Raw genomic sequence first — 24,866 nt, forward strand, 5'->3', positions numbered from 1 at the left:
ATTCGCATTAAAACCATATCCGGATCTTTCTTTTCAACAGAAAAGTTTAAAAAAAAACGAAGACTCTCGCCATAGGTTATTATCATTAAACATTGGCATCTGGAAGAATGTAATTCTGCTGCCCTATATAGGGCAGCGTAGTTTTATTCAACATAAGATTAACTTGAATCATAAATATATGCAATACGATATTCTTATTTATACTTTAAAAGTATGGCTGACTACAATACTACTTTCTCCATTACTATTTTTATTGATTCTGCTTTTAAGGACATTACAAAACCATCCAGATGACCAGTTCAATATTCTACTATTCGCATATGTTATGTTACTGGCAAAAGGCTTTCTTTATTCACTTGTTAGCCTCTTAATGTTCTGGGCGTTGACTAGTTGGATTAGTAAAACTGGCACATTAACAACCAGGTTAAAAGTGCTAGTTATAGTTGGTATTGCCGTACTGTTTCCAGTTCTATACCTAATATTTAATCCTTATGATGGGCTTATAATATCGTCGCCTAATAATCTATGGTTGATGTTTAGTTATACGGTTGTTACTGTTGGTTCGACCATATCTTATAAAAAGCATCTATTTGTCCAAAAGGATGTAATAGAGTTCTGGCCTCCTTCTAAGAAACTGGCCAGTTTAAAATGAAGAAAACGCAGATTTTTCACTTTTGGGTGATCAAGTTTGCCAAATTACTAAAGTAGAAGGGGATGAAATTTTCCACTTAACCTAACCCTGATTATAAAGCACTTCCCTCAACCCTAAAAATCAGAATACAGATTGCGGAAACTGCTGCGCAAGCCAATTGTAACCAGAGCGGTATTATTGGTACTTAAAGCGTTTTTTTCCTGGCGAAGGATGCCGCCAAGTTCTAAACGCAGGTTATATTTTGGATTTAACATATAAGCGATACGGCCTTCGCCATAATATAAATTAGTGGTAATACCTTGTCCGGTGTAATTTCCTACAAATTTAGACGCATCTGGATATAGTTTAAATATATCTTTCCCATAATTATCGGTTATAGTTGGGTCTAAACCATAATGCCCAAATTCTGCTTGTCCGTAAAAGTCAAACCGGCCGATAGAATAATTTAAAATTCCAACAACTTCGCGGAAATTTGCGCCAAAAGGATGCGCAAGCGGTTCTGCATTTTGTGCATAATTAATAATGGCATTAACCTCGGAATAAGTATATGGTTTGGCATTGTTAAATTCCAATAAATAATTTAACCGTTTTACTGCTAACAAATCGGCTCCGCGAACTCCTAATTGCCAGGCATATTTATTAAAGTAACTCCCGTTGTTGGAGAAAAATGTTTTTGAATGAAATTCATCCAATGCGAATTGTCCATAAATCGCTGACTTATCCACAAATTTATATTTTCCGGTAAAGCCAATTAAAGCATTATCACCAGACCCGATATTGGCTTCCACCGGGCGAAGAAAAACAAACGGATTAACGTAATTAAAATCAAAGCCGCGCTTATTTCCCTGATCATCTTTATCCGCCCAAATTACAGAATCAAAAAAGCCTAAAGATACTTTGTTGCTTACGTTCCAATCCAGATAATGAAAAACGCCCCATTTCTGGCGGTTACCATCCTGGTAGGATAACTTTGGTGCTAATGGGTCTTGCATGTTTGCCCACATTGCCATATACCTCACATTGCCTAATGTTCCGGTTAATTTTAAAAATGGATAATTAGATGCAAAATCAGATAATAATACTGAACGATAACCATCGCCAATAAAGTTTTTATCCTGACCCAAAGTAATATTGAGATATTTGATTGGCGTGTAAGACAATAAAGCAGTAACGTAAGACCAGTCCTTAGTATTCGTGCCATAATTCCTGTCGTATGATTGCCCGGTAACGATACCAATGCTGTTGATATAATTATTTAGATAGTTTGGAAATACGGCCTGGTTTTCATATCCGCTGGTATAAAAATAAAATTTACTACCGATTGTGCCGCCAACCTGATAGCCACGTGTGTTTAACCAGGTTGTTCTATTACCAGAAAAATCCCTGCCAGCGGTAAGATCTGGTAAGTAATCAAAAAAAGCAGTATATTCTTTGTTTTTGATATCGACTAAATGCTCATTAAATAATTTACGATGAACCCAGCTTCTTTTACCTACAGAATCCACACCTGCATTCATTAAAGATTGATATTGCTGACTGATTAGTGGATCATCCACTAAAAAGGGTTTCATTGAACTATGAAACCTGGATTGATTGGAATATACACTTGAATCTAATTTCTGGTAAAATTGATAAGCATAAGGCAGATAAACAGACTGCGCATTGGCACTTATTTTAATCAGTAAAATGACGGCTACAAAAAGTATTTTTTTTTTCATGTATTGTTTTAATGTATTTTTGTATGATAAAAACAGCATCAGCTATCAGCAAGATCTGATTAGTAATGAGCTTTTATTTGCAACCAGTGAAACTACTATTCTCTTTGCCGCCTATACGGCACAAATATTAAAATAATTAAAGGGCCTGTTTAATTTTTTTATTAAGGATGCTTCTTTTATGCTTGTAAAATTTTGTTTCTATAAAGGCCAAAGGCGCAAAAAGCACTAAATTTTGTTACTTTTTAGGTGATAAAAGAAGCATAGAAAATAAGTTGAACAAATTTTAAACAGGCCCAAAGAAAAGAAAACTATTTTTCAGATTGTGCCATCGCTGCAACCTGCCCTTCCAGTTCCTGGTACCAATCAGGGCCATATTTTCGGATCAAAGGATCTTTTAAAAACTGGTAAACACTTACTTTTAATTCGTTTCCAAAGGAGCAGGCAGGGCTGCAAATGCTCCATCTGTCGTAATACAAAACTTCAAACTCAGGATATTTGGTTACACGGATAGGATAAAGGTGGCAGGAAATTGGTTTTTTCCAATCGGTAGCACCTGCTTCGTATGCTTTTTCGATAGCACATTTTGTAATGCCGTTTTCCCAGGTTACATAAGCACATTCTTTATTGCCATCTACACAAGGTGTAGTATAATCACCTTCAAAATCTACCACCGAAGTTCCCTGCTGCTCTATCGTTTCTATGCCTTTAGCTGTCATGTATGGTTTTACAGCAGGATAAATCTTTTCCAGTACATTCAGTTCATCCAGGTTTAACGGCGCGCCGGAATCACCTTCTACACAACAAGCACCTTTGCAACGGTTTAAATTGCATACAAAATTCTCACTAATCACATCCTCATGTACAAGGGTGCTATTTACTTCTATCATCATTTTCTACTTATGGATTAAGCGGATATTTTAACCCTTTTGCATTGGTTATTTCCAACGTTACTGTACCTACCAAAATTTCTACCTGTGCTTTTATAGGTATCCGGTTACCATCGTTGGTAATCCACAGGTACAATTTACTGTCTTTACGGAAAATTCGGCCCGGTACAATAGCAGGGGAAAATTTTAAACAATTAAATGTTCCTAAATCGCAGGTAACGGTTTCTTTTCCCAGATAAGTAATACCCAGCGTTTCTACCTTTTTTTCTGAAAAATATTGCAGGGTCAGTTCCTCACCAACTTTAATTTTAGACAGGTCAAGGTTACGGGCAAAATAAAAAGCCGAAGGCAGATCAAAAACCATTCCTTTAAACGGAAAAGTACCGGTTTGGGCAGTTATTTTTTTGTTTTCATAATCAAAACTTACCTTATCTGTCCGCCGGTATTTCCCTTCACGCCGGTTCTCAGTATAATAATATGGAAGCGTTGTTGTACGGTCTATAAACGATTCGTACCGGTTTCTTACTTTAAAAAAAACATCAAAACTCCCGGCTGTCCTGCCATCTACTATAATATGGTAAGTAGGGTTTCCATCAAATTTAATCCCGCTTTCTTCTATTCTTAAATTTGCTTCTGCTGCCGAAAATATACCATATTTTAAACGGTAGCTCAATTGTTCGCCATCTTTAAAAGCGAGGGTATTCTTTTTTACTAATTCCTGTGCGGCTACTAATTGATGCAGCATAATTATAAAAGCAATTGGTACCCATAATATTTTTGCCATAATTAGTAATTGGTAAGCCGGTAAATTCTGTTTTTTAAACTAACTCTTTGCGCTTATAAACGGGAACTGTGGAACAAGGTTCTCCGTAAAGAATACTTTTTACAACTGAAGTTAAGCGAAAGGTTAAGCTTACATAAGCTGATTCTGGTACGGCAATATCTCCGCAGCCTTTTATCACGACACGCTGGTCCCTGAATTTTTCCAGATCCAGGTTATTTATTGCTTCTTCAAACAACACTGTTTCTAAGGTAGTTAAATTGCCAAAAACTACTTTTTTAGCATAAGGGGCCATTTTGTTGGCTAGTAACATATATGCCCATGTCGGAACAATCGCATCAGCAGAGCAGGTAACGGCTACAAACTTATTCTGATATTGCGCCCAATCATGCTCTTTAATAAACTCCCGGAAATCCTTTTCCCGCAGCATCAGGCCGTGAAAAAGATTATCTTTTATGTCGTACAAAACCCTTTCGCCATTTGGATAAAGGCTTGCCGGATCAAAAGTTGCCAAACCACTTTGTGCAACTTTATTAACTATATTTTCCTGAATGTCCATGTTGATTAAAATAAAAAATCCGGAAACAGTATAACTGATTTCCGGATGCAAAATTATAGTAATGCTTTATTTAAAAGAACTTAGCTCTGTAATCTTTTATGTTGGCCTTATCTTTTAACACATTAAATACATCTGTATCCATGCGTTGAACCATTGCCTGGGCAATTTGCTGACGGTCTTTTAAAGCATTGTTTAATGCCGGCGGATTATTAAAGCTATCTACGGTAAAAACGTAAACGCCGTTCTGGCCTTCAATTGCTTTCGATACTTTATGTAGAGGCGAACCGAAAATAGCGCCAATTACTTTATTTTCCTGTGCAATACCCGGAATAATCGGGTTTGCAAAAACAACGTTTTGTACCGGTACAACTTTTCCGCCAACTGCAGCGGCAACTTTGTCTAAATCCGATGCTCCTTTTAAGGCATTATTTAATTTATCTTCCAGTTGTTTAGCTTTTACCTGGTTGCGTACAGCCGGTTCAATTTGCTTTTTAACTAAATCAAGTGGCAATATCCCTTTTGGTTTGATGGCTTGTAACTGCGCTACAACATATTGGTTAGTTAAGTTCAACTCAAAAACCTGGTTTGATACATCACCTTTTTTAGCGCCAAAAGCCCATTTTACTACATCGCGTGCGTTTTCCAGTCCTGCTACAGCAGATGCAGTAGCCGTAACATCATCTGCAGTTAATTTTTTAAGTTTTTCTGCTTTGATTTCCTGATCAAAAGAACTACCAGAAACTTTACTTAAAAATGCTTGCGCCTGGGCATAAGCAGCAGACTGTGTTTTGCTGCTCGGCATTAACGCTTTATCAACCACAGCAACTTTTACCACTTTGGATGATCCTTTCTGATCCTCAATTTCAATTAAATGAACACCGAATTGCGAAGTAACAATTTTATAGTCGCCTTTTTTGCCATTAAAAACAGCATCCTCAAAAACAGGGACCATTGCGCCACGTGCAAAAGTGCCCAGTTCGCCTCCTTTTGCAGCAGAACCATCAACAGAATTAGTTTTAGCCAGATCAGCAAATGATTTTCCGCCCTGGATCAGTTTTTTCAAAGAATCAGCTTTGGCTAAAGCTTTGTCCACTCCTCCTTCCGTTGCCGGGTTGATCAAAATATGACGCGCTTTTACAGAATCCGGGCCAACTTCAGTATTAACTAATTTAGCAATTTTATAAGCTCCGTTAGAAAAATAAGGGCCGTAAACAAAGCCCGGCGTTGCATTAAACATTACAGAATCCAACTTCGGTTCTAATTGCCCTTTTTTCTGATAAACCAAAGGTGCAGGCGTATTAGCGTTGATGGCGACAAAAAGCGAATCATTTTTAGAAGCTTTAAAACTTTCTAAGAGTTTATTAATCTGCTCTTTTACAACAGCAGTATCAGCTTTGGATGGTGCAGCGTTAAAAACTACATAATTAAAAGAACGGGTTTCTTCCGGGTTTTTAAATTCGTTTTTATGCTCGTTATAATACGTATTGTAATCCTCGTCGGTTAACTTCACCTGATTGTCTGGAATAGAAGCATAATCTAAAGCAACATATTTAAAATTGGCAATTTTATTACGTGCTTCGTAATCTTCTTTTGCTTCCAGAGAGTTTACGTAAAGCCCGTTACGGATCATGGAAAGATATTTCTCTGATTTTTTACCTTCAATAATCTGGTTTACAAAATTTGCCCATTGGGTTTTGGTTGCCGGGTCTGCTTTGGTAGAGCTAATATTTCCCAGAAAAGCAGCTAATTGCTGGCGGTCAAATTGTCCGGTTTCACGGTTTGTAAAAGCCTGTATAATTTGCGGGCTTGGGTTACTGCCCTGAATTAAAGCCTTGCTTTCATCATCGCCAACCGTAATCCCTAACTTGCTGATTTGCTTTTGCACGATAATCTGACTGATTTCCTGGTTCCAGGTAGTTTGCTGCACATAACTAACCATTTGCGGATTTAGACTTGCCTGGTTAGACTGCTGCCTGAAATTCTGCATGTTCTGCTCCAGCTTACTACTAAAATCATCGTAATTGATTTTTTCTCCTGCCACTTCACCAATAGTGGTACGGTCGCCGTTCATAAAAGAACTTCCGTAATGCACTACTTCACCAATAATAAATGCGAAAAGCGCTAAACCGATCACAATTACCATGATCAAACCTAAGCGGTTCCGCAAAAAACTCATTATACCCATAAAAAATTGTTCATTTAAATGCTTAAAAAAGAGGGCGCAAGATACAACTTTTGATAAAAAACCGATACATGAAATTGCGGTATTTGTTTTTAATGTTTTTAAGGATTTACTCCTTGGTTTACATTAAAGTTTCCTGTAGATTGCAGGAACTCCGGATTGCTTAAATCTTCATTACAACGAAAAGTGCTTCCGCTGATGGTATTGCCATCTATAGTAGTTAAGGTAGAAAACTGGTTAGAATAAAACTTTTTTGCCAACTGGTCCCAAATCAGTTCCTGGGATTTAAAGGTATCGCCCTTATCGTTTACCACCACCACATTTCGGTGAAGCTCTATAATTTTACTCTCGTTTTTGGTAATGGCATACTCTGCAGTTACTGTGCTGATTATTTTTTGCTTCAGGTCGTAAAAATCAATATGCACACCCTTTGGCATTTCGTAATAAGGCTTTACTGTTTTTGTGGCAGTATAATTAAGCATAATTGGCGCCGTCATCCTGGCTTTTACTTTGGCCGAATCACTATAAATTACATCAACACCAATGGTAGTTTCCACAGGTTTATTTACTTCCTTGCTGGATATTTGCTGAACTTTTTTCAGATCATTCTCACAAGAAAAAAAAAACACTGGTAAAAGAAGCATTAACCATTGGGTCGAAAAATTTTTAACCGGAATGGATAGCCTCATAAATCTAATCGAACTTAAACTTATTAAACCAGCGGTCGTTTAGCAAAAAACTTAACCTGAAATTGACAAAATTTTCTTTGATCAGGTTGTTGGCCAACGTGCCGCGCTGCCCAAACTCGGTAGCAAAATTAACTTTATAAAAAGCGCTGCGGTTTTGAGAGCGGATAGGCAAACCTAAACCGAAAGAAAACACAGATTCGTTAATATCTGTACCAGAAGTACGAACGTAAGTTTTATTGTACTGGTAACCCAGGCGGTAATCCATTACGGCCAGATAACTATTTAAAGCGTTAGGATTAGGGGTGATTTGTCCGCCGATATGATAAGATTCAGTATTATTAAGGCCTTGGTTTACTCCATCAATTGTAAGTTGCGACCAGTTGCCCCGGCTATAATCAACACCAATTAAATAATGATAATCTTTTTGGTAAGAGATACCGAAATGCTGTATCAGCGGCAATACAACTTTAACATTGCTGCCCTGGCGGAGGTAAGTAGTATCGGCAGCAGTAGATTCGGAACCGCTGCTTGGGTCAATTAAATATTGTGTAGAAACATATTTGGTTGAAGAAGTTATGGTTGACTTTAAAGAACCGGAATAACCCAGAACAACTCTTGATGTGGTAGATAAACCAATTTCGTACTGCAAACCGTAATCGTAATTTAAACCTTTAATACTTTGGCTTTTCTCGATACGCGTATTGAAAGAAGATACATAATAATCAGGGATTTCTACAGAACTTGTTTGGCGCAGGTTTCCAAAAATATAGGAAACGTTAAAACCGAGGTTAAGGTGTTTAAACAAGTTGAAACCATATCCGAAATAGGCTTTTGATAAACCGCCTTCGCCACCATAAACACTGTTAACGGTATTGGTATCAATTTTAGTAACCTGTTTAAAGTTATAGCCCAAATCGCTGTAAGGCAGCAAGCCAAAGCTTAAAGCAGAAGTTCCTTTAGTAACCGGAATGGCAAAAGCAAGGTGGTTAAGCCTGAAATCTGCGCCGGTTTGTTTGGCCGAGCTGTTGCTTAAAGTGTTAACGGTTGCATAAGCGCCAATATCAATAGTGGTTAAACCAATGGCAGAATACGAAGCCGGATTAAGCATGTTGATATTATTATATCCACCGACGGTGCGTACACCTGCAGCAATACCGCCCATGCCCATATTTTGTGGTAAAGCTTGCTCCTGTAAATCACCTAAACCAAATTTAGAATAAGGCGAACTGGTGGTAGATTGAGCCGAAGCCTTCAATGCCGAAAATATAGTTAAAAGTATAAGTAAAGTTTTTCTGGTACGATTAATCATTCTTGCTGATGTATAACTGCGTTCAATCCTTTTAGAACTAAATAGGGTTCCGGCTTAACGTAAGCGGCAAAGATGCTACTTTTAAGGTGAGTATCAAAAAAATTAAGGTCGCCGCCGGTTAATAGGATATTTGTATGTTGCTGTTGTTCTATTTGTTTTTTTATAAATCCTTCTGCCTCAAAAAGTAAACCGTTTTGTACGCCCGAAAGGATAGCTTCTTTAGTATTGTTTCCAACTGGTTTTTCAAAACCTTGTTCTGCTTCTATTAAAGGCAGCTTTTTAGTAAAATGCTTTAACGCTTTAAACCGCATTTTTAAACCGGGAGAAATACTGCCGCCATAATAATTTCCTTGTACATCTATTGCATCATAAGTAACGCAAGTACCTGCATCAATAACCAGATTGCTGTTTTTAGGGTATAAAAAACGTGCCCCAACTACAGCAGCTAAACGGTCTAATCCTAATTTTTCAGGGTTTTCATAATGATTGCTGATCGTTTTTGCCATTTGGTATTGAAACCTGAACGTTTGCAATTGCTTTTCCAGCATGGCTTCCCACAAAAATATTTTGTTTTGTACTGAAGAAATAATGGCTCTTTCCGGTTTAAATTTGATTAGTATTTTGTTAATCAAGGTTTCTGTTATTTGCCGGTAACGCTTTGTCCACAAAATATTTTGCTCCTTAAAAACAGCAACTTTGGCAAAAGTATTACCAATATCAAAAACCAGGTTAACCATCAGACGTTGGCAACCGATAGTATCGATTCAAAAATTGCAAGTCCATCCTGGTTTGCCAATAAACTATCTGCTGCGCGTTCAGGATGCGGCATCAATCCAAAAACATTCCGGTTTTTATTACAAACACCTGCAATATTTTCCATAGAACCGTTTGCATTTGCTTCATCAGAATAATTTCCGGCAGCATCACAATAACGGAAAAGGATCTGATCGTTCTGGTTCAATTCTTCCATGCTGTTTTTATCAGCATAAAAATTTCCTTCGCCATGGGCAACAGGAATTTTTAAAGCTTTATTTACATCAACCTGAGAAGTGATAAGCGAATTATTGGTTTGTGCTTTTATATAAGTATTACGACAAATAAATTTACGGTTTTGATTATGCAGCAACGCTCCCGGAACCAGTCCGGCTTCTGTTAAAATCTGAAATCCGTTACAAATCCCCAATAAGTATCCGCCATTATCTGCAAAACGGATCACTTCCTGCATAATCGGAGAAAAACGGGCAATGGCGCCGGAGCGCAAATAATCACCAAAAGAAAAACCGCCCGGCAACACAATAAAATCTGCGCCCTGTAAATCATGGTCTTTGTGCCATAAACGAACAACCTGCTGCCCCATGATTTTTTCCAATACATGGATTACATCCTCATCGCAATTAGAACCAGGGAAAATTACTACTCCGAATTTCATCCTACAAAACTAACAGAACCCTTTAAAAACCACCTCATTTAAAAGTTAAAAATTGTTAAACTGAAAGTAGATGATGCTAAACAACAGCAACAGGTACAAACTTTCGTAAAACCATTTTTTGGTAGCGTACAAAAAATAATAAGCGGTAATAACGGCAATGGGCATTACGGCAAGCAAAAAATGGTTAAAGCTGAAATCGGTTTTGATAAAACTTGCAAATGCTACAACCAGAAGGATAAAAAATAACGACTGAAATGTTTTACGCACCATCACCATACTTTTAAGGAAATTGCTTTGCAGCCTGAAAAGTGCCGGGACAAATATTAAAACCAGCGGAACAAGCACTAAATAATAATACGGATTTGTATTGCTTATTACTGGCAATTGTGCATCAAAAGACGATCGGATTTTTTGGAAGGCGGCTGTTTGGTCGGTACAATAATAATAAACTGACAGAAAAAAAAAGATGGTTAAAACACCCATTAAGGCCGAAACCCATTCGTGCCAGTTAAACGGACGGAAAATAAGCAGCCCGAACCAAATGACTAAAAAAAGCGAAATAAACGGAAAATAAATTAGCGTGCCAATCCCGACGAGCAAACCCAGATCATAAGCTGTTGCAGTTGCTTCTTCTGTTTGGTACAGATCGAGTAGCTTTTGCAGCATCCAGACCAGCAAAAAATTACAGATCAAAGGCTCGCTCAAGGTTAAAAAAGAAGTAAACAAACCGGAAACAGTGAGGTAAAGCAAAGCCGGCAAAAAAGAAGGTTTGCCTAACAGATTATTGTTGTTGATGATGTAATTAAACCAAAGTGCCTGTATCAAAACAATAATTGCCGCCCACATAACATGGCCCTGATGGGTTAAATTATGAGCAGGCGCAGCAATAAGCAGCCTCGAAAAAAGGCCGGTAAAAGAAGCATCCGGAGTAGCGGGAAAATGGACCAAAGCACTAAAGCGCGTTACAAACAGCAGCACAATCAGCCAGAAAATATTGATGGGGTTATGAGATCGGAAAAGCTGGACCATGCACAGTTTATTTACGCAATATTAGCAGAAAAACAGAATATGCCGAAACTCAACTCTTTTTGGCGTAATCAGAAATGATATTAGCGATAATTTGAGCGGTTTCATCAGGAAAGTTAACTTTGATTTTTTGAGCGCTTGTAACCCATTGCTTAACCTCAGCAATAAAATTTTCATCAATTTTTTGAAGTACCTGAATACCTAAACGAGCTGCAGAAACAGCGTTGCATTGTTGCTCGTACTGGCCTTTCATTGGTATCATCATTACTTTTTTGTGCATAAACAAAGTTTCGGCCGGACCTTCAAAACCACCACCGGTAAGCAGTCCGGCAGCGGTAGCAAGGCTTTGGTTAAAAGCTGCGTTTTGCACTGGTTTTACCAACACGTTTCCATCCGTATATTCTTTTTGGGTATGTTTTGAAAATATTTGCCATTGTACTTCTTTTACCTGCTTTAAATACGAAAGCAAAAACTGATCGTGATAAGCGGGCAAGTAAACGGTATAATGCCCTAAATTTCGGATTTCCATATTTCGGATTTCACTTCTGATAACCGGCGTATGGATAAAATCGGCATAGCGTTCAAAATGAAAACCGACGTGATGTGTTGCAGGTGCATAATACTTAAACAACCACTCTGCATAGTTCCATTTTTTAGGGCGGGGTGTGTTTGGAGAGATAAAAGCGCATTGGTGACTTAAAGAAACGGACTCCAGCTTTTGCAACTTACAAGCCCAGGCAGAAACCGGCTCAAAATCATTCAGAATCAAATCGTATTGTTTTAGCGGAAGCGAACGGATATCGCGCAGCAATTGGCGCAAATTCATTACTTTAAACGTTTTCCAGTAATCTACGCCGCCCTTCTTCCCAAAAATAAAACTGAAACCATGCAGCTTGTATTTTAAGGGCTGCGAAAGCGAAACATCTGCTTGTGTACCGCTAATTAATAAATCCAGTTCGCCGTATTGTTGCAGCAAAGGCACAATTTCGCGGGCCCGGCTGATGTGGCCATTCCCTGTTCCTTGTATGGCAAACAGTATTTTCATCAATCACAAAAAGCCGTAAAAGTAGAAAAACTGTTCAATAACAACCGCCTTCATCGTTACTGCATTTAAGTTTGCAGCAATCCGGGCAATATAAATTTCACGGGTAAAAGAAGTTATTCGTCGTCCTCATCTTCGTTAACGCTTAATTCAAACGGACTAAGATAGTAGAGGAACAACAGTAAAAACAGTACGGCCAAGGCAAGTTGGTAGAAGTATTCAATGTTCATAACTAATAAATCAATTGCAAGGTCTGACTATAATATGAACTTAAAGTTACGTTAACATTAAAAATAATTCTGTTAACTTTTGTTAAATCTGCATGCTGTTTTTATGCCTATAAAAGAAGCATCAGTTCGTTTAAATGATGAATTTGCACAGGCACTTTTTCTGGTTTTGCTGCTTTATTTGGATTGAAGTAGATTGCATCAATTCCAAAATTCAGTGCACCATAAACATCAGCTTCCAAGCTGTCGCCAATCATTAAACTTTCCTGTTTATTAGCACCAGCAATATTTAAAGCATGTTTAAATATTGCCGGATCAGGTTTGTTGATGCCAATAATTTCCGAAATAAAAACATGTTTAAAGTATTGATCGAGGCTACACAAATGAATTTTCATTTGTGTTGATTCTTTAAATCCGTTGGAAATCACATACAAATTGTATTTCTCGTGCAGATACTCCAAAACTTCATGCGCTTCCGGAAAAAGGTTGGTTTTTGTTGGACAAAGTTGCACGTAAGCATCTTCAAAACCAGCCGGAATAACGGTTTCGTCCAAACCCAATTCTAAAAAAGTATGCTTAAAACGGGCTTCGCGCAAAGCTTCTTTACTGATTTTTCCTAAATGATATTCCGCCCACAAGCGATGATTGTTGCGCGTGTAGGTTTCAATAAAAACATCAGGCGCAGCCAAACCCAAATCTTTTAGATTATGAAGGATGAAAAGTTCGTGTAATGCTTCTTCAGCATTTTTATCAAAATCCCAAATGGTATGGTCAAGGTCGAAGAAAATATGTTGGTAAAGCATTTTAAAGATTTTAGGTAGATAAAAACAGCATTAAACTTTCTCTCCAAAACTCAAATCGCCGGCATCGCCCAAACCAGGAATAATGTAGGAGTAACTGTTCATTTCCTGATCAACAGAACCAACCCAAATATGCGCTTCCAGCAAGTTTTCATGTACATATTTTAAACCATTGGCACTTGCAATTACTGCTGCAATATGTAGTTCTTTTATCTTGTATTTTTCTTGCAAACGCTTGCAAACCTGCACAATGCTTTGTCCGCTTGCTAACATCGTATCGCACATAATTACAGTTTGCCCGTCTAAGTTTGGACTTGAAATATGTTCAACCTGAATCGTAAAATCATGATTTGAATCTGTTTTACGATAAGCAGTAATAAAAGCCGAAGCCGAACGGTCAAAAAAGTTTAAAAAACCTTGATGAAAAGGCAAACCGGCACGTAAAATCGTGGCCAAAACTGGCTGTGCCGAAGGCAGGTTTACTTTTGCAATACCAAGCGGTGTTTTTACTTCCGTTTCCTCATAATCCAGTTTCTTGCTGATTTCGTACGCCAGAATTTCGCCTAAACGTGTTTGGTTATGGCGAAAACGATGCGGATTTTGCTGAGTATGTACGTTGCGCATTTCGGCAATAAATCGGTTTGCAACCGAGTTGGTTTGATCGAGCTGGAAAATCATGCAGCGAAATTAGTGCTTTTTTTGAAGGTTGGGTTTTAGGAGAAAGCAATACTGTTTTTATAGGGATAAAAGTTGTAGTTTGATTTCAATTTTTTGTTTAAACTTTTATTACTATTTTTGTGTAAAGCTCTGTAGCTCACGAACGCCTAAGTTCCACTTGGGAAATTGATGTAGTGAGAATGGAGCTTTTTTTATTTATACAAGTTTTCATCTATCTCTACGTTTGCTGCAGTAAATTTCCAATGCCGGTAAGGTTGCTCCCACTTATCCGATTCTACATTTGTACCTGTACTTATTCCAATATTAAACCCTGATTTTATCTCTCTGATATACTTGTTGATATGCTTATATAACTTTTCTTTAGCAATAGTTTTTTTACCTCTTCGTTTTTGCCCTTGTGGTTTTTCTTTGTGCAAATCGTTCAAACGAAAAGCCATACTGCCTAATACAATATCTAAGCATTGCAGTATTAAATGTTTTTTTGAATCTACTTCTGTAATGTCCTCTTTTCTAAATTTAATACGCGCCAATTGGAATTTCCGCTGGCTTTGTAAACCTTTAATATACTCCTTAAACTGCTGCCGCTTTTCTAAAGTATCTGGCAAATAATCAAAATATGCCCTAACAAAAACAGGCTTTAAACCTGGATTGCTATAAGGCAGACCAAAAGCATGTTTAAAAAACTGATAATACAACAGAAAATATTCGTTTTCTAAATGTTCATTTGTTAAACCTAAAGGTTTTTCTGCATTTTGAGTAAACATAATGCGGACTTTAACTTTTCCGGATTTTAACAACCTAAAAAACTCATCCATTAGTGTTTTATACTTTTCGAGATAAGCCGTCGATACTTTTACCCACTTTAATTCATCCTTTAAAAACAACTCCTTACACACCTTTTGCAAACATGAATTTACATATTTTAAATCCTTTGCCTGCACTAAAACACCTCCGTAGAAGTTAGAATAATACTTTCCCTTTTTTACCGACTCATCACACCAAATACAATATTCCACTAAGATTTTATTAAAATTCCTGACATTTCAAAGATAGAAAAAAGCTATATTCCTTAGCATTTCAGCAGCATTCTTCGTACTTTTATCTTTCCGATGGATTTTAAATTAACCTCACAATATAAACCTTCCGGCGATCAGCCGGAAGCAATTAAACAACTGGTTCAAGGTATTGAAAATGGCGATAATTACCAGACTTTGCTGGGCGTTACCGGTTCGGGCAAAACGTTTAGTATTGCCAATGTGATCCAGGAAACGCAGAAACCGACGCTTGTTTTAAGTCATAATAAAACACTGGCGGCACAGCTTTATGGGGAGTTCAAGCAGTTTTTTCCGGAAAACGCCGTAAACTATTTTGTTTCTTATTACGATTACTATCAGCCTGAAGCCTTTATTCCATCTTCCAATACTTATATCGAAAAGGATTTGCAGATCAACGAAGAAATTGAAAAGCTTCGTTTACGCACTACTTCTGCGTTGATGTCCGGCCGGCGTGATATTATTGTCGTTTCATCCATTTCCTGCATTTATGGTATGGGAAACCCGGAAGATTTTTCCAATTCTGTTTTCCGTTTTGCAGTTGGAACGCGAATTAGCAGAAATGCTTTTTTGCATCGTTTGGTCGAGATTTTATATGCGCGGACCACGGCCGATTTTAAACGCGGAACTTTTCGTGTAAAAGGTGATGTGGTAGAAATTTATCCGGCTTATCTGGATTATGCATACCGCATCAATTTTTATGGTGATGACATTGAAGAGCTAAGTACGTTTGATGTTTCTAACGGAAAAACGTTAGAAAAAATGGAAAACATGGTTGTTTTTCCAGCCAATTTATATGTGGCTCCGCGAGAACGTTTCCAGCAATCAGTTTGGGCAATTCAGGAAGAATTGGAAACGCGCAAAAAGCAGTTCATTGAGGACGGCCGTTTCCTGGAAGCAAAACGACTGGAAGAAAGGGTCAATTACGATCTGGAAATGATCCGTGAACTGGGTTATTGCTCCGGTATTGAAAATTATTCCCGCTTTTTTGATGGAAGACAACCAGGAATGCGACCTTTCTGCTTGCTGGATTATTTCCCGAAGGATTATTTAATGGTGATTGATGAAAGCCACGTTACCGTTCCGCAAATTCGTGCCATGTATGGCGGCGACCGTTCCCGCAAAATATCGTTGGTCGAATATGGTTTTCGTTTGCCTGCGGCGATGGATAACCGTCCGCTTAACTTTCAGGAATTTGAAAGATTAGCACCACAAACCATTTATGTAAGTGCAACACCTGGAGATTTTGAGTTGGAAAAATCAGAAGGTGTAGTGATTGAGCAGGTTATCCGGCCAACCGGACTTTTGGATCCGGTAATTGAAGTCCGGCCTGTCATAAACCAGGTTGATGATTTACTGGAAGAAGTTGACCAAACTATTAAAAAAGGCGACCGGATTTTGGTAACCACATTAACCAAACGTATGGCAGAAGAACTGGCTAAATACATGGACCGCCTTAACATTAAATGCCGCTACATTCACTCTGAAGTAAAAACGTTAGAACGCGTAGAAATTTTACGCGGCTTGCGTTTGGGCGAATTTGATGTATTGATTGGTATAAACTTATTACGTGAAGGTTTGGATTTGCCGGAAGTTTCTTTGGTAGCAATTCTGGATGCCGATAAAGAAGGATTTTTACGGTCAGAAAGATCACTAATCCAAACCATTGGACGAGCTGCAAGAAATGATCGTGGACGCGTTATTATGTATGCTGATAAAATTACAGATTCAATGCAAATTACGATGGACGAAACCAATCGTCGCCGGGATAAGCAGATCCAATACAATTTAGAGCATGGAATTGTGCCGAAAACAGTTGGAAAATCTCGCGAAGCTATTATCGAACAAACTTCTGTAATGGATTTTAAAGGTGGTGTACAGCAGGCGTATGTGGAACAGGATGTTGCAGATAACATTGCTGCTGATCCGATTGTACAATACATGAGCAAACCGGAACTGAAAAAAGCCATCGACAATACTAAAAAAGAGATGCTAAAAGCAGCAAAAGACATGGATTTTCTCGGCGCAGCCAAACTACGTGATGAAATGTTTGCGCTCGAAAAAATGATGACAGAGAAATTTTAGGGTGATAAAAGAAGTATATGCTTCTTTTATCACCAAATTCTTTTGGCTGAAAGAAAATCATAAGCAAACCTTTTTTCCGTTAAACTTTTATATTTGTACTACAACTTTTGTTTATAATCATGTTGCTAATCCGCTTTTTAATCATATCTATTTCTATCCTGTACATGCTTCGCATGCTTGGGCGGTTATTGCTGCCAGCTTTATTTAGGGGCATGGTAAACAAGGCGCAGGCACAACAAGGTAACCCAATGCAAGACCGTACAGAACGACGCCCAAAAGAAGGTACTGTTAAAATAGATTTCATTCCGCCTGATGCTAATAAAAGCGCTATTCCGGATTCGGAAGGCGAGTTTGTAAAATACGAGGAAATAAAGTAACAGCCATGATCCCGGAAGAAATTTATAAACGCCGCCATTTTGGAACGCCAGAATCTGTTTCGCTGATTGTAATCAATTATATTGTTACTGTAATTTCTATTGAAGCTTTTGCCATGTGTACGCACATCAAATGGTTTTTTTGGGTTGTGATGGGATTATTGGCAATTTATAACATTTTCCAGGTCCGGAAAAACCTGGAAGTTTTCGATCGTAAAAACCTCCTGGTTTATGGCTTTAGCTTAGTGCTTCTTTTAGTGGTGTTTTTTCTGCTTCGTACAAAAGCACAGCCTTGCTAAAATCACCCTGCTGATTTTTCTGTTTTCAATCAAACGCCTTTACATGCTTTAATTGGCTTAAATTGATTAGGTTCTGATGAATTTATACATCCTTTTTGTAAAATTTCGTTAGGTTTGGAACTTATACAATTTTAAATTTTAGATGAATAACTGGTTCAAGCAAAACGGCGTTCACTTTGCCGTAGCAGGTTTATTTATAGCAATCTGTTTCTTTTATTTCACACCTGCTTTTCAGGGTAAAGTGCTGGTACAAAGCGATGTGATACAGGCACAAGGCATGCAGAAAGAAATTATGGATGTCCGTGCCAAAACCGGTAAAGCCCCGCTTTGGACCAACCAGGTATTTGGCGGGATGCCAGCTTATCAAATTTGGGCATTTTATCCATCCAACATTACCACTTACGTAATTTCTGCCTTAAAAACAGTATTTCCAAATCCGATTGATACCGTTTTGCTGTCGCTGTTTGGCGCCTATCTGCTGTTTTGCGTTTTAAAATTAAACCCATGGCTGGCTGCAGCCGGTGCTATTGCGTTTACTTTTTCGTCGTATAATTTTATTTTGCTGCATGCCGGGCATTCTAATCAGGCTTATGCAATTACTTTTTTTGCGCCAATTTTAGCCGGGATTATCCTTACCCTAAGAGGAAAACATTGGCTTGGTGCTATTTTAACTACCTTTTTCCTGGCGATGGAAATTCGTTCCAACCATATTCAGATGGCTTATTATTTAATGCTTTCGCTGCTGATTTTGGTTGGGATTGAATTGTATCATGCTATCAAAAATAAAACGACAACAATATTTTTTGAATCTATTGCTTATCTCGCCGGTGCTACATTGGTTGCTGTGATGATCAATGCTTCTATTTTGTGGACAACCTACGAATACGGACAAGAATCCATCCGCGGAAAATCAAACCTCTCTCAAAAAGCAACTTCAGGAAATAGTAACGGTTTGGATAAAGAATATGCTTATGGCTGGAGCCAGGGAATAGGCGAATGTATTACATTTTTGATTCCAAATGCTTATGGCGGCGGTTCTGGCGGTGCTTTAAAAGCTGATTCTAAAGTTGCACAAGCTTTAATAGACAAAGGTGTTCCGCAAGATCAGGCGACTGGTTTTGCTGCGCAATTGCCAACTTATTGGGGCGGAAAACCATTTACCGAAGGTCCCTGGTATTTTGGTGCGGGTATTTGTTTTCTATTTGTTTTTGGATTGATGATTGTTCGTGGCCGTATTAAATGGTGGTTACTGGCAACTGTAATCCTGAGCATGTTGCTTTCCTTTGGAAAAAACTTTACCTTGGTATCCGATCTTTTCTTTAACTATTTCCCGCTTTATAACAAGTTTCGCGCCGTCGAGTCAATCCTTGTTTTAACGCAGCTTGCTTTTCCAATTCTTGCTTTTTTAGCGATAAAAGAAGCATTGCAAACTAAGGATAAGGCATTCATCCTGAAAAAACTATTCCTGTCATTATACATAACAGGCGGCATTGCGTTGCTGGTTGCCCTGCTGCCTCAACTGTTTTTTAGCTTTAAAAGCAGTACCGGAGATGAATCGCTGATTGCGCAGTTAACACAAGCTTTCCAAGGCGACAGCAGTTTTGCCAATACCATTGTAAACAGCGATTTGGTACAAGACCGTGCTTCACTTGCGCGCATGGATGCTATCCGGTCGCTTGTTTTCGTGCTGATTACTTTCGGTGTTTTATGGGCTTTTATCAAACAAAAAATTAATTTACAAATTACTTCCCTGCTTATTCTGGCGGTTACGCTCGTTGATTTATGGTCGGTAGATAAACGTTATCTGAAAGACGACAGCTTCCAGGCAAAAGATGAGGCTTTGCAGGCAAGGACACCGAGGGAAGTTGACCAGTTTATTTTGCGTGATACCGATCCGGATTTTCGTGTGCTTGACCTTACTCTGAGAGATCCTTTTGCCGATGCTTCTACCTCCTATTTTCATAAAACTTTAGGCGGATATCATGCGGCAAAATTGAAACGTTTCCAGGAATTGATTGAAAATCAGTTTTCTAAAAGCCTCAATCAGGATGCTTTGGACATGCTAAATACCAAATATGTAATCACCGCTGACCCTAAAACACAAGCTGTTGGCATGAAAGCAAACGCAACGGCTTGCGGCCATGCCTGGTTTGTAGAACAAGTTCGTTTTGCTGATAATGCCGATCAGGAAATGCAGGCCATCAGCAGTTTTGATCCTAAAAAAGAAGCAATTGTTGATAAAAAGTATCAACCTCTAATTGATACCAAACAAAACGCGATAGACCCGAACGGAAAAATAACTTTAGTAAGCTACGCACCGGAACATTTGGTTTACGAAACGGGTTCAACTTCTAATCAGGTTGCTGTTTTTTCTGAGATTTATTACGATAAAGGCTGGAAGATGCTGATTGACGGACAGGAAAAACCTTATTTCCGGGCTGATTATTTATTGCGCGCGGCACAAATCCCCGTAGGAAACCATAAAATTGAGTTTATCTTTCATCCAAATTCCTACTATACCGGTGAAGGTATTTCTATGGCTGGCTCTATTTTATTGGTCCTTGCTTTTGGCGGATATGTTTTTGCAGAAAGCAGAAAGAAAAAGGTGGTAAAAACAGTATAATTACTAACATAAAAGAATTATAAATCCTTAAATTTACATGATGGCCAATATTATAGAAAGAATTACTATTGATTCAAATATATGTCACGGGAAAGCTTGTATCCGTCATATGCGCTGGCCTGTTGAAGTAATTATCGATCTGATAGCTTCAGGTATGTCATTTGATGATATTATTACAGATCATCCCGAATTAGAAAAAGAGGATATCCTCGCATCTTTAGCATATGCAAAAATCACTTTATCAGGTAAGTCATTAGCAGAAGTTAATTGATGAACTTTTTGGTTGATGTGCATTTACCTATAAGTTTATCTAAGTTTTTAAGTAAGCAACAGAATTGCAGCGCAATTCATGTTAATCAAATATTACAGAAATGGCATACACCCGATGCTGATATTTGTAAATATGCTGATGAAAATAATATTGCTGTAATTACAAAAGATCAGGATTTTAAAAATTCGCACTTTATCAATAAAACCCCTAAAAAAATAATTCGGATTGCATTGGGAAATATTTCCAATAATGATCTAATTCTTCTTTTTGCAAAACATCTACCCATTTTGATTGAATTATCATCTATAAAAAAAGTTTTTTATATTGAGATAAATGCTGAAAGAATTATCATAATAGATTAAACGGTCAATCATTTGTTCTCCGGTTCCTAAACCAATACCAACCCAAATTAAAAGCAATTACAAAGTGATTAAAAACAGTAGATAGCAAACCGTAATGCTTCCGCATAATAGCAAAACGCTCTTGTAAACTTTGCCGGTGTTTCTTTTTAGACATTCCGCCAACTAAATATTTAGCTACATATTGATGTACGTTTACAATTTTCCGCGCTTTTTTTGCAGCTGTTAAAATCCAATCGATATCCGAACTTAATTGATAATTTAAGTCGTAAAGCCCTGTTAGTTTTCTGCGGATAAAAATAGCTTGATGGCTAACGCTCATACCGTATTTAAAATCCCGCCAGGTAAAATTTTCCGGCGCTTTATGCCGGCGCTGACCTAAACTTTGCAGCTCCTCGTTAATCATTTCTGTTTCGCCATAATAAATATCCGCACCAGGCCCGCTTGCAAATACTTCTTTTACCGTATCTTTTTCATAAAATTCATCACCCGAATTCATAAAAACAACGTAATCTCCGGTTGCTTTAGCCAAGCCTTTGTTCATGGCATCATAAATTCCTGCATCTTTTTCACTGATAAAAACAGCAAGGCGAGAACGATATTTTTCGATAATTTCCAAAGTTCCATCTGTTGATTTTCCATCAATTACCAAGTATTCAATGTTTGGATAAGTTTGGTTAAGCACAGAAAGCATTGTCCGTTCTATGTCGTTTACATTGTTAAAAACAACGGTAATTACACTTAGAAGTGGTTTATTCATTTTTTACCAAGCTTTTATACAATTCCAGATGCTTTTCTGCGATCACTTTTTCTGAGAATTTTTGCATCACCGTTTCCCGCGCCTGGTTTCGTAATGCTTCTTTTACCGGATAATTTATCATCCATTCCATCCCATCGCAAAAACTCGCTGCCGAACGGTATTCTGCCAAAAAACCATTGTATTGGTGCTGAACCATATCAGGGATTCCGCCAGTTGTAAAAGCAATTACCGGCGTACCACAAGCTAAACTTTCCATTACCGTGTAAGGCAAATTATCTTCCAGCGAAGGAATTAAAAAAGCATCGGCCGCGGCATAACAGGTTGCCAGTTTTTCATCTTCTTTAATCGTTCCTAAAAAAATAGTTTTAAACGGAAAAACCGGCATATCTTCTGTGTTCCGGTTTCCAAAAACAACCAGTTCTATATTTTCTGGCTGGATGCTTCTTTTAGCAGCTAAAAGTTCGAGGCTTTCTAAAAGGTAAGCAGCGCCTTTATGCGAATCTTTTTTGGAAGGCATAAATCCCGTCAGGAAAATGAATTTATCTGTTGGCAAATCCAATTTTGCACGGGCTTCCTGCTGGTTTTGAGGTTTGAAAATATTTGTTTCTAACGTATTAGGAATTACATTTACTTGCTTTCCTTTCATCAAACTACTTCTCAAAACGGATTTCTTCATCCAACTACTCGGCGCAATAATGTTAAAATCTAATTTAGCGTAAGCAGAATTTTTCTGTTTCCATATCTTGTAGGAAATATCGTCAGGATTTGCATCAATCAAAACCGGACAATTACCGCACTGGTTTTCAAAATGATCACACGTATAACGCACATGGCAACCGCCGGTAAAAGCGTTGCTGTCGTGGAAAGTCCAAACAATTGGCTTGTTCAGTTTTGCCAGTTCTGCCAAATGTTTTGGGTTGAGAAAACTATGGTTAACCCAATGCAAATGAATAATATCCGCAGCCAAAACATCCGGATGATGGATCACAGAACTGCCAAACCAGGTAAAAGAAAACGGAATTTTTACCGGTTTTAAATAACGTTTTGCCAGCAAACGTTCGGTAATAATGGTAAAAGCGGCATAAGCACGTTTTGCCAAAGTATTGGTAAAAGTTTTTACAGTTGGATTTTGGCCGAATTTGTAAAAAACAACAATGCTGGAACTGTTTTCTTTTTCGGCATTCAATGCCAGATTTAAACGCAGACAGGCACGGCCGGCACCGCCATTTCCATCGTAAGTATTCAAGTGGACCACTTTCAGCATCGCCCAAAAATACATTAAAATTTATGGTGTAAAAGAAGCATTACATGCTCATAAAATTTGTTTGTTGTTGCTTTGCTTTTTTACAGAAATCTCTATTTTTTCTTTACTTTGCATCAAAATGAGCAACCAACTCACCGATAGAACTTTCTGGAAAAAATATTGGGAATCGAAGAAAGACCTCGCTGTTGCCATTAAACCTGATTATACTTTTCATAAGCTCTTAAAAAAACTCGTTAAAAAAAATAATATCAGAACAGCGATTGAACTGGGTGGTTTTCCGGGTTATTATGCTATCTATTTAAATAAATACGAAGGAATTGAAACAACCCTTTTCGATTATTATGTGCATACCGGAATTTTGGTTGATGTTCTGGCCGCTAATGATCTAAGCGAAAAAAGTATTGGTGTGATTGAAGGCGACTTATTTAAATATAAAGCTTTAAAACAGTACGACCTTGTGCTTTCATGCGGGTTGATCGAGCATTTTGAAGACACAAAGGATATTATTCAAAGGCATTTACCCTTTTTAAAACCCGGTGGCACATTGTTTATTACATTGCCAAATTTTCTTGGAATAAACGGATGGGTCCAGCGTAACTTCGACCCAGAAAATTACAGCAAACACAACGTTAAAAGTATGGAACTGGATTTACTTGCATACGTTTGCCATCAACTGAATTTAAAGGATGTTGAATTGAACCACTACGGCAAGTTTTCGGTCTGGCTGGAAAATGGGCAAACGAAATCTGTTGCTGCTAAAATCCTGACTAAAACGATCTGGCTGGCAGGCAAACTTTTTACACGGATTGTTCCGGTTGAAAGCAAACTGCTTTCGCCTTACATTGTACTTACCGCCCGGAAACCACAATAACGCATGCTTCTTTTACGATAGTTTTTTTGTAACGAAGCGTTGAATCCGTTGCAGAAGATTACCTTTCCGGTTGCGCAAGAATTGCTTAATTGCGGTATAAGCTTCTACATTTTCTGTTATCTCCGAAGGAAAAAACTGAACCGGTTGTTGTGCCACATTTACCTGATAAATATCTTCTTTGTTAGAATGAACTCCGCTGCCATCATGCCCAATATTATGGATCAATGATTTGGAAGGATTTAACGTTAAACCACCTTTTAAAAACACAGAAGCATACCAGCGGATGGCCCATGAATTGTTTTTGCCCGATTTAAACTCCTGCATTTGTTTCCAGAAATTCATCGTTCCTTCAATGGAAAATTGCCCGATCTGTGTTTTGCTGAACTGACTGATCAGATTATCAATATCCGGATTAAAGTTTTTCCAGGCACGGTTCCAGGTTGCCCAGCCCCAACTGGTTGCGGCGCGGTAAAAAAAAGTTTCGGGCAGGTTTTTATCAGCCAAAGGATACATGTAAGCACCAATATGCATTACTTTTTCCTCGTTAATATAATGTTGCAAAGCATCATTAAAATAATTTAAGGTAAACGGCGAGGAAAGCAGGTCGTCCTCAAAAACAATTACTTTGCCGTATTCCTTAACCAGCTGGCTCACACCTGAAATAATTGCGTTTGCCAATCCCTGGTTTTCCTGACTTTCTATTATTTTGACTGACTTAAATCCGTCTGTTTCCTTTATCAGCGCCCTTACTTCATTTACTTTTGCCTGATCGGCTGCTGTTTTTGCACCATCAGAAAAAATAAACAGGCGCGAATCTTCGGCTAATAAATTTTTTTGCAAATGATTGATGGTACGCCTGGTATGATCAGGACGGTTATAAACAAAAAGGGCAATCGGGGCCAGGATTTGCATGAAGTTTTATCTTCTTT

At 38.1% G+C, this 24,866-nt stretch carries 24 protein-coding genes; 7 read left to right on the forward strand and 17 right to left on the reverse strand.

Translation table 11 applies throughout. From position 1 onward, the window contains the following. Positions 1–765: 765 nt before the first annotated feature. The 14 genes from GO621_RS00345 to GO621_RS00410 all read right to left on the reverse strand — a co-directional run bounded on the left by GO621_RS00345 (position 766) and on the right by GO621_RS00410 (position 14,995). Positions 766–2,370: a gliding motility protein RemB gene (locus tag GO621_RS00345; protein ID WP_157562771.1), complete on the reverse strand. Its 1,605-nt coding sequence runs from the start codon at positions 2,368–2,370 to the stop codon at positions 766–768. Positions 2,371–2,678: 308 nt separating this feature from the next. Then, positions 2,679–3,257 (reverse strand): DUF3109 family protein, encoded by a 579-nt coding sequence (locus GO621_RS00350; protein WP_157563616.1) that lies wholly within the window; start codon positions 3,255–3,257, stop codon positions 2,679–2,681. Positions 3,258–3,267: 10 nt separating this feature from the next. Continuing rightward, positions 3,268–4,041 (reverse strand): DUF3108 domain-containing protein, encoded by a 774-nt coding sequence (locus GO621_RS00355; protein WP_157562774.1) that lies wholly within the window; start codon positions 4,039–4,041, stop codon positions 3,268–3,270. 34 nt (positions 4,042–4,075) lie between these two features. Next, positions 4,076–4,597: a DUF2480 family protein gene (locus tag GO621_RS00360; RefSeq protein WP_157562777.1), complete on the reverse strand. Its 522-nt coding sequence runs from the start codon at positions 4,595–4,597 to the stop codon at positions 4,076–4,078. Between the two features lie 70 nt (positions 4,598–4,667). Continuing rightward, the gene (locus GO621_RS00365; protein WP_232335555.1) at positions 4,668–6,773 is read right to left on the reverse strand and encodes a peptidylprolyl isomerase; all 2,106 of its coding nucleotides are present in this window, start codon (positions 6,771–6,773) and stop codon (positions 4,668–4,670) included. Positions 6,774–6,880: 107 nt separating this feature from the next. Further along, the gene (gene lptC, locus GO621_RS00370; protein WP_232335556.1) at positions 6,881–7,468 is read right to left on the reverse strand and encodes an LPS export ABC transporter periplasmic protein LptC; all 588 of its coding nucleotides are present in this window, start codon (positions 7,466–7,468) and stop codon (positions 6,881–6,883) included. Between the two features lie 4 nt (positions 7,469–7,472). Further along, positions 7,473–8,777, reverse strand: coding sequence for a hypothetical protein (locus tag GO621_RS00375; RefSeq protein ID WP_157562783.1), 1,305 nt, complete (start codon positions 8,775–8,777; stop codon positions 7,473–7,475). Then, positions 8,774–9,514: a type III pantothenate kinase gene (locus GO621_RS00380; RefSeq protein ID WP_157562786.1), complete on the reverse strand. Its 741-nt coding sequence runs from the start codon at positions 9,512–9,514 to the stop codon at positions 8,774–8,776. The genes GO621_RS00375 and GO621_RS00380 overlap by 4 nt, the downstream gene beginning before the upstream one ends. Then, positions 9,514–10,206 carry a phosphoribosylformylglycinamidine synthase subunit PurQ gene (gene purQ / locus GO621_RS00385; RefSeq protein WP_157562789.1) on the reverse strand — a complete coding sequence of 231 codons (693 nt, stop codon included), beginning with the start codon at positions 10,204–10,206 and terminating at the stop codon, positions 9,514–9,516. Before purQ ends, GO621_RS00380 begins: the two co-directional genes overlap by 1 nt. A gap of 45 nt (positions 10,207–10,251) precedes the next feature. Next, the gene (locus GO621_RS00390) at positions 10,252–11,235 is read right to left on the reverse strand and encodes a DUF6427 family protein (protein ID WP_157562792.1); all 984 of its coding nucleotides are present in this window, start codon (positions 11,233–11,235) and stop codon (positions 10,252–10,254) included. Between the two features lie 49 nt (positions 11,236–11,284). Continuing rightward, on the reverse strand, positions 11,285–12,277 hold the full coding sequence (locus GO621_RS00395; protein WP_157562795.1) for a glycosyltransferase family protein: 993 nt from the start codon (positions 12,275–12,277) through the stop codon (positions 11,285–11,287). Positions 12,278–12,611: 334 nt separating this feature from the next. Next, a complete protein-coding gene (locus tag GO621_RS00400) occupies positions 12,612–13,304 on the reverse strand; it encodes a YjjG family noncanonical pyrimidine nucleotidase (protein WP_157562798.1) in 693 nt (230 codons plus the stop codon). 30 nt (positions 13,305–13,334) lie between these two features. Continuing rightward, positions 13,335–13,979, reverse strand: coding sequence for a uracil phosphoribosyltransferase (gene upp, locus GO621_RS00405; protein ID WP_157562800.1), 645 nt, complete (start codon positions 13,977–13,979; stop codon positions 13,335–13,337). A 191-nt stretch (positions 13,980–14,170) separates the two neighbouring features. Continuing rightward, positions 14,171–14,995, reverse strand: a complete 825-nt coding sequence (locus tag GO621_RS00410) for a DUF3800 domain-containing protein (RefSeq protein WP_198170087.1) — start codon at positions 14,993–14,995, stop codon at positions 14,171–14,173. A 93-nt stretch (positions 14,996–15,088) separates the two neighbouring features. Here GO621_RS00410 and uvrB point away from each other — a divergent pair, with 93 nt between their 5' ends. The 6 genes from uvrB to GO621_RS00440 all read left to right on the forward strand — a co-directional run bounded on the left by uvrB (position 15,089) and on the right by GO621_RS00440 (position 21,045). Then, positions 15,089–17,116, forward strand: coding sequence for an excinuclease ABC subunit UvrB (uvrB, locus tag GO621_RS00415; protein ID WP_157562803.1), 2,028 nt, complete (start codon positions 15,089–15,091; stop codon positions 17,114–17,116). Positions 17,117–17,205: 89 nt separating this feature from the next. Continuing rightward, positions 17,206–17,493 carry a DUF4834 family protein gene (locus GO621_RS00420; protein ID WP_317163367.1) on the forward strand — a complete coding sequence of 96 codons (288 nt, stop codon included), beginning with the start codon at positions 17,206–17,208 and terminating at the stop codon, positions 17,491–17,493. A 5-nt stretch (positions 17,494–17,498) separates the two neighbouring features. Continuing rightward, complete coding sequence (locus tag GO621_RS00425) at positions 17,499–17,789, forward strand: hypothetical protein (RefSeq protein ID WP_157562809.1); 291 nt, start codon at positions 17,499–17,501, stop codon at positions 17,787–17,789. A gap of 142 nt (positions 17,790–17,931) precedes the next feature. Continuing rightward, the gene (locus GO621_RS00430; protein WP_157562812.1) at positions 17,932–20,412 is read left to right on the forward strand and encodes a YfhO family protein; all 2,481 of its coding nucleotides are present in this window, start codon (positions 17,932–17,934) and stop codon (positions 20,410–20,412) included. Positions 20,413–20,452: 40 nt separating this feature from the next. Further along, a complete protein-coding gene (locus GO621_RS00435; protein ID WP_157562815.1) occupies positions 20,453–20,683 on the forward strand; it encodes a DUF433 domain-containing protein in 231 nt (76 codons plus the stop codon). Continuing rightward, positions 20,683–21,045: a DUF5615 family PIN-like protein gene (locus GO621_RS00440; protein ID WP_157562818.1), complete on the forward strand. Its 363-nt coding sequence runs from the start codon at positions 20,683–20,685 to the stop codon at positions 21,043–21,045. The genes GO621_RS00435 and GO621_RS00440 overlap by 1 nt, the downstream gene beginning before the upstream one ends. 4 nt (positions 21,046–21,049) lie before the next feature. On the opposite strand, the gene GO621_RS00445 is transcribed toward GO621_RS00440, so the two are convergent. Both GO621_RS00445 and GO621_RS00450 read right to left on the reverse strand, forming a co-directional pair. Then, entirely contained in the window at positions 21,050–21,802 is a 753-nt protein-coding gene (locus GO621_RS00445; protein ID WP_157562821.1) for a glycosyltransferase family 2 protein, read from the reverse strand. Next, positions 21,795–23,081, reverse strand: coding sequence for a glycosyltransferase (locus GO621_RS00450; RefSeq protein ID WP_157562824.1), 1,287 nt, complete (start codon positions 23,079–23,081; stop codon positions 21,795–21,797). The genes GO621_RS00445 and GO621_RS00450 overlap by 8 nt, the downstream gene beginning before the upstream one ends. A 103-nt stretch (positions 23,082–23,184) precedes the next feature. Between GO621_RS00450 and GO621_RS00455 the strand changes: the two genes are divergently transcribed. Next, the gene (locus GO621_RS00455) at positions 23,185–23,937 is read left to right on the forward strand and encodes a class I SAM-dependent methyltransferase (RefSeq protein WP_157562827.1); all 753 of its coding nucleotides are present in this window, start codon (positions 23,185–23,187) and stop codon (positions 23,935–23,937) included. 12 nt (positions 23,938–23,949) lie between these two features. Here GO621_RS00455 and GO621_RS00460 read toward each other — a convergent pair whose 3' ends face one another. Continuing rightward, positions 23,950–24,849 (reverse strand): glycosyltransferase, encoded by a 900-nt coding sequence (locus GO621_RS00460; RefSeq protein ID WP_157562830.1) that lies wholly within the window; start codon positions 24,847–24,849, stop codon positions 23,950–23,952. Positions 24,850–24,866: the final 17 nt, after the last annotated feature.

It is taken from the genome of Mucilaginibacter arboris, assembly GCF_009754915.1.
Classification (GTDB): domain Bacteria; phylum Bacteroidota; class Bacteroidia; order Sphingobacteriales; family Sphingobacteriaceae; genus Mucilaginibacter_A; species Mucilaginibacter_A arboris.

What these genes read in the sequence shown, in the direction of transcription:
- GO621_RS00345 (WP_157562771.1), bottom strand. Translation starts at nt 2,370, where the DNA reads ATGAAAAAAAAAATACTTTTTGTAGCCGTCATTTTACTGATTAAAATA.
- GO621_RS00360 (WP_157562777.1), bottom strand. Translation starts at nt 4,597, where the DNA reads ATGGACATTCAGGAAAATATAGTTAATAAAGTTGCACAAAGTGGTTTG.
- uvrB (WP_157562803.1), top strand. Translation starts at nt 15,089, where the DNA reads ATGGATTTTAAATTAACCTCACAATATAAACCTTCCGGCGATCAGCCG.
- purQ (WP_157562789.1), bottom strand. Translation starts at nt 10,206, where the DNA reads ATGAAATTCGGAGTAGTAATTTTCCCTGGTTCTAATTGCGATGAGGAT.
- GO621_RS00380 (WP_157562786.1), bottom strand. Translation starts at nt 9,514, where the DNA reads ATGGTTAACCTGGTTTTTGATATTGGTAATACTTTTGCCAAAGTTGCT.
- GO621_RS00350 (WP_157563616.1), bottom strand. Translation starts at nt 3,257, where the DNA reads ATGATAGAAGTAAATAGCACCCTTGTACATGAGGATGTGATTAGTGAG.
- GO621_RS00460 (WP_157562830.1), bottom strand. Translation starts at nt 24,849, where the DNA reads ATGCAAATCCTGGCCCCGATTGCCCTTTTTGTTTATAACCGTCCTGAT.
- GO621_RS00400 (WP_157562798.1), bottom strand. Translation starts at nt 13,304, where the DNA reads ATGCTTTACCAACATATTTTCTTCGACCTTGACCATACCATTTGGGAT.
- GO621_RS00425 (WP_157562809.1), top strand. Translation starts at nt 17,499, where the DNA reads ATGATCCCGGAAGAAATTTATAAACGCCGCCATTTTGGAACGCCAGAA.
- GO621_RS00440 (WP_157562818.1), top strand. Translation starts at nt 20,683, where the DNA reads ATGAACTTTTTGGTTGATGTGCATTTACCTATAAGTTTATCTAAGTTT.
- GO621_RS00375 (WP_157562783.1), bottom strand. Translation starts at nt 8,777, where the DNA reads ATGATTAATCGTACCAGAAAAACTTTACTTATACTTTTAACTATATTT.
- GO621_RS00430 (WP_157562812.1), top strand. Translation starts at nt 17,932, where the DNA reads ATGAATAACTGGTTCAAGCAAAACGGCGTTCACTTTGCCGTAGCAGGT.
- GO621_RS00450 (WP_157562824.1), bottom strand. Translation starts at nt 23,081, where the DNA reads ATGTATTTTTGGGCGATGCTGAAAGTGGTCCACTTGAATACTTACGAT.
- upp (WP_157562800.1), bottom strand. Translation starts at nt 13,979, where the DNA reads ATGATTTTCCAGCTCGATCAAACCAACTCGGTTGCAAACCGATTTATT.
- GO621_RS00435 (WP_157562815.1), top strand. Translation starts at nt 20,453, where the DNA reads ATGGCCAATATTATAGAAAGAATTACTATTGATTCAAATATATGTCAC.
- GO621_RS00390 (WP_157562792.1), bottom strand. Translation starts at nt 11,235, where the DNA reads ATGGTCCAGCTTTTCCGATCTCATAACCCCATCAATATTTTCTGGCTG.
- GO621_RS00445 (WP_157562821.1), bottom strand. Translation starts at nt 21,802, where the DNA reads ATGAATAAACCACTTCTAAGTGTAATTACCGTTGTTTTTAACAATGTA.
- lptC (WP_232335556.1), bottom strand. Translation starts at nt 7,468, where the DNA reads ATGAGGCTATCCATTCCGGTTAAAAATTTTTCGACCCAATGGTTAATG.
- GO621_RS00365 (WP_232335555.1), bottom strand. Translation starts at nt 6,773, where the DNA reads ATGAGTTTTTTGCGGAACCGCTTAGGTTTGATCATGGTAATTGTGATC.
- GO621_RS00355 (WP_157562774.1), bottom strand. Translation starts at nt 4,041, where the DNA reads ATGGCAAAAATATTATGGGTACCAATTGCTTTTATAATTATGCTGCAT.
- GO621_RS00395 (WP_157562795.1), bottom strand. Translation starts at nt 12,277, where the DNA reads ATGAAAATACTGTTTGCCATACAAGGAACAGGGAATGGCCACATCAGC.
- GO621_RS00455 (WP_157562827.1), top strand. Translation starts at nt 23,185, where the DNA reads ATGAGCAACCAACTCACCGATAGAACTTTCTGGAAAAAATATTGGGAA.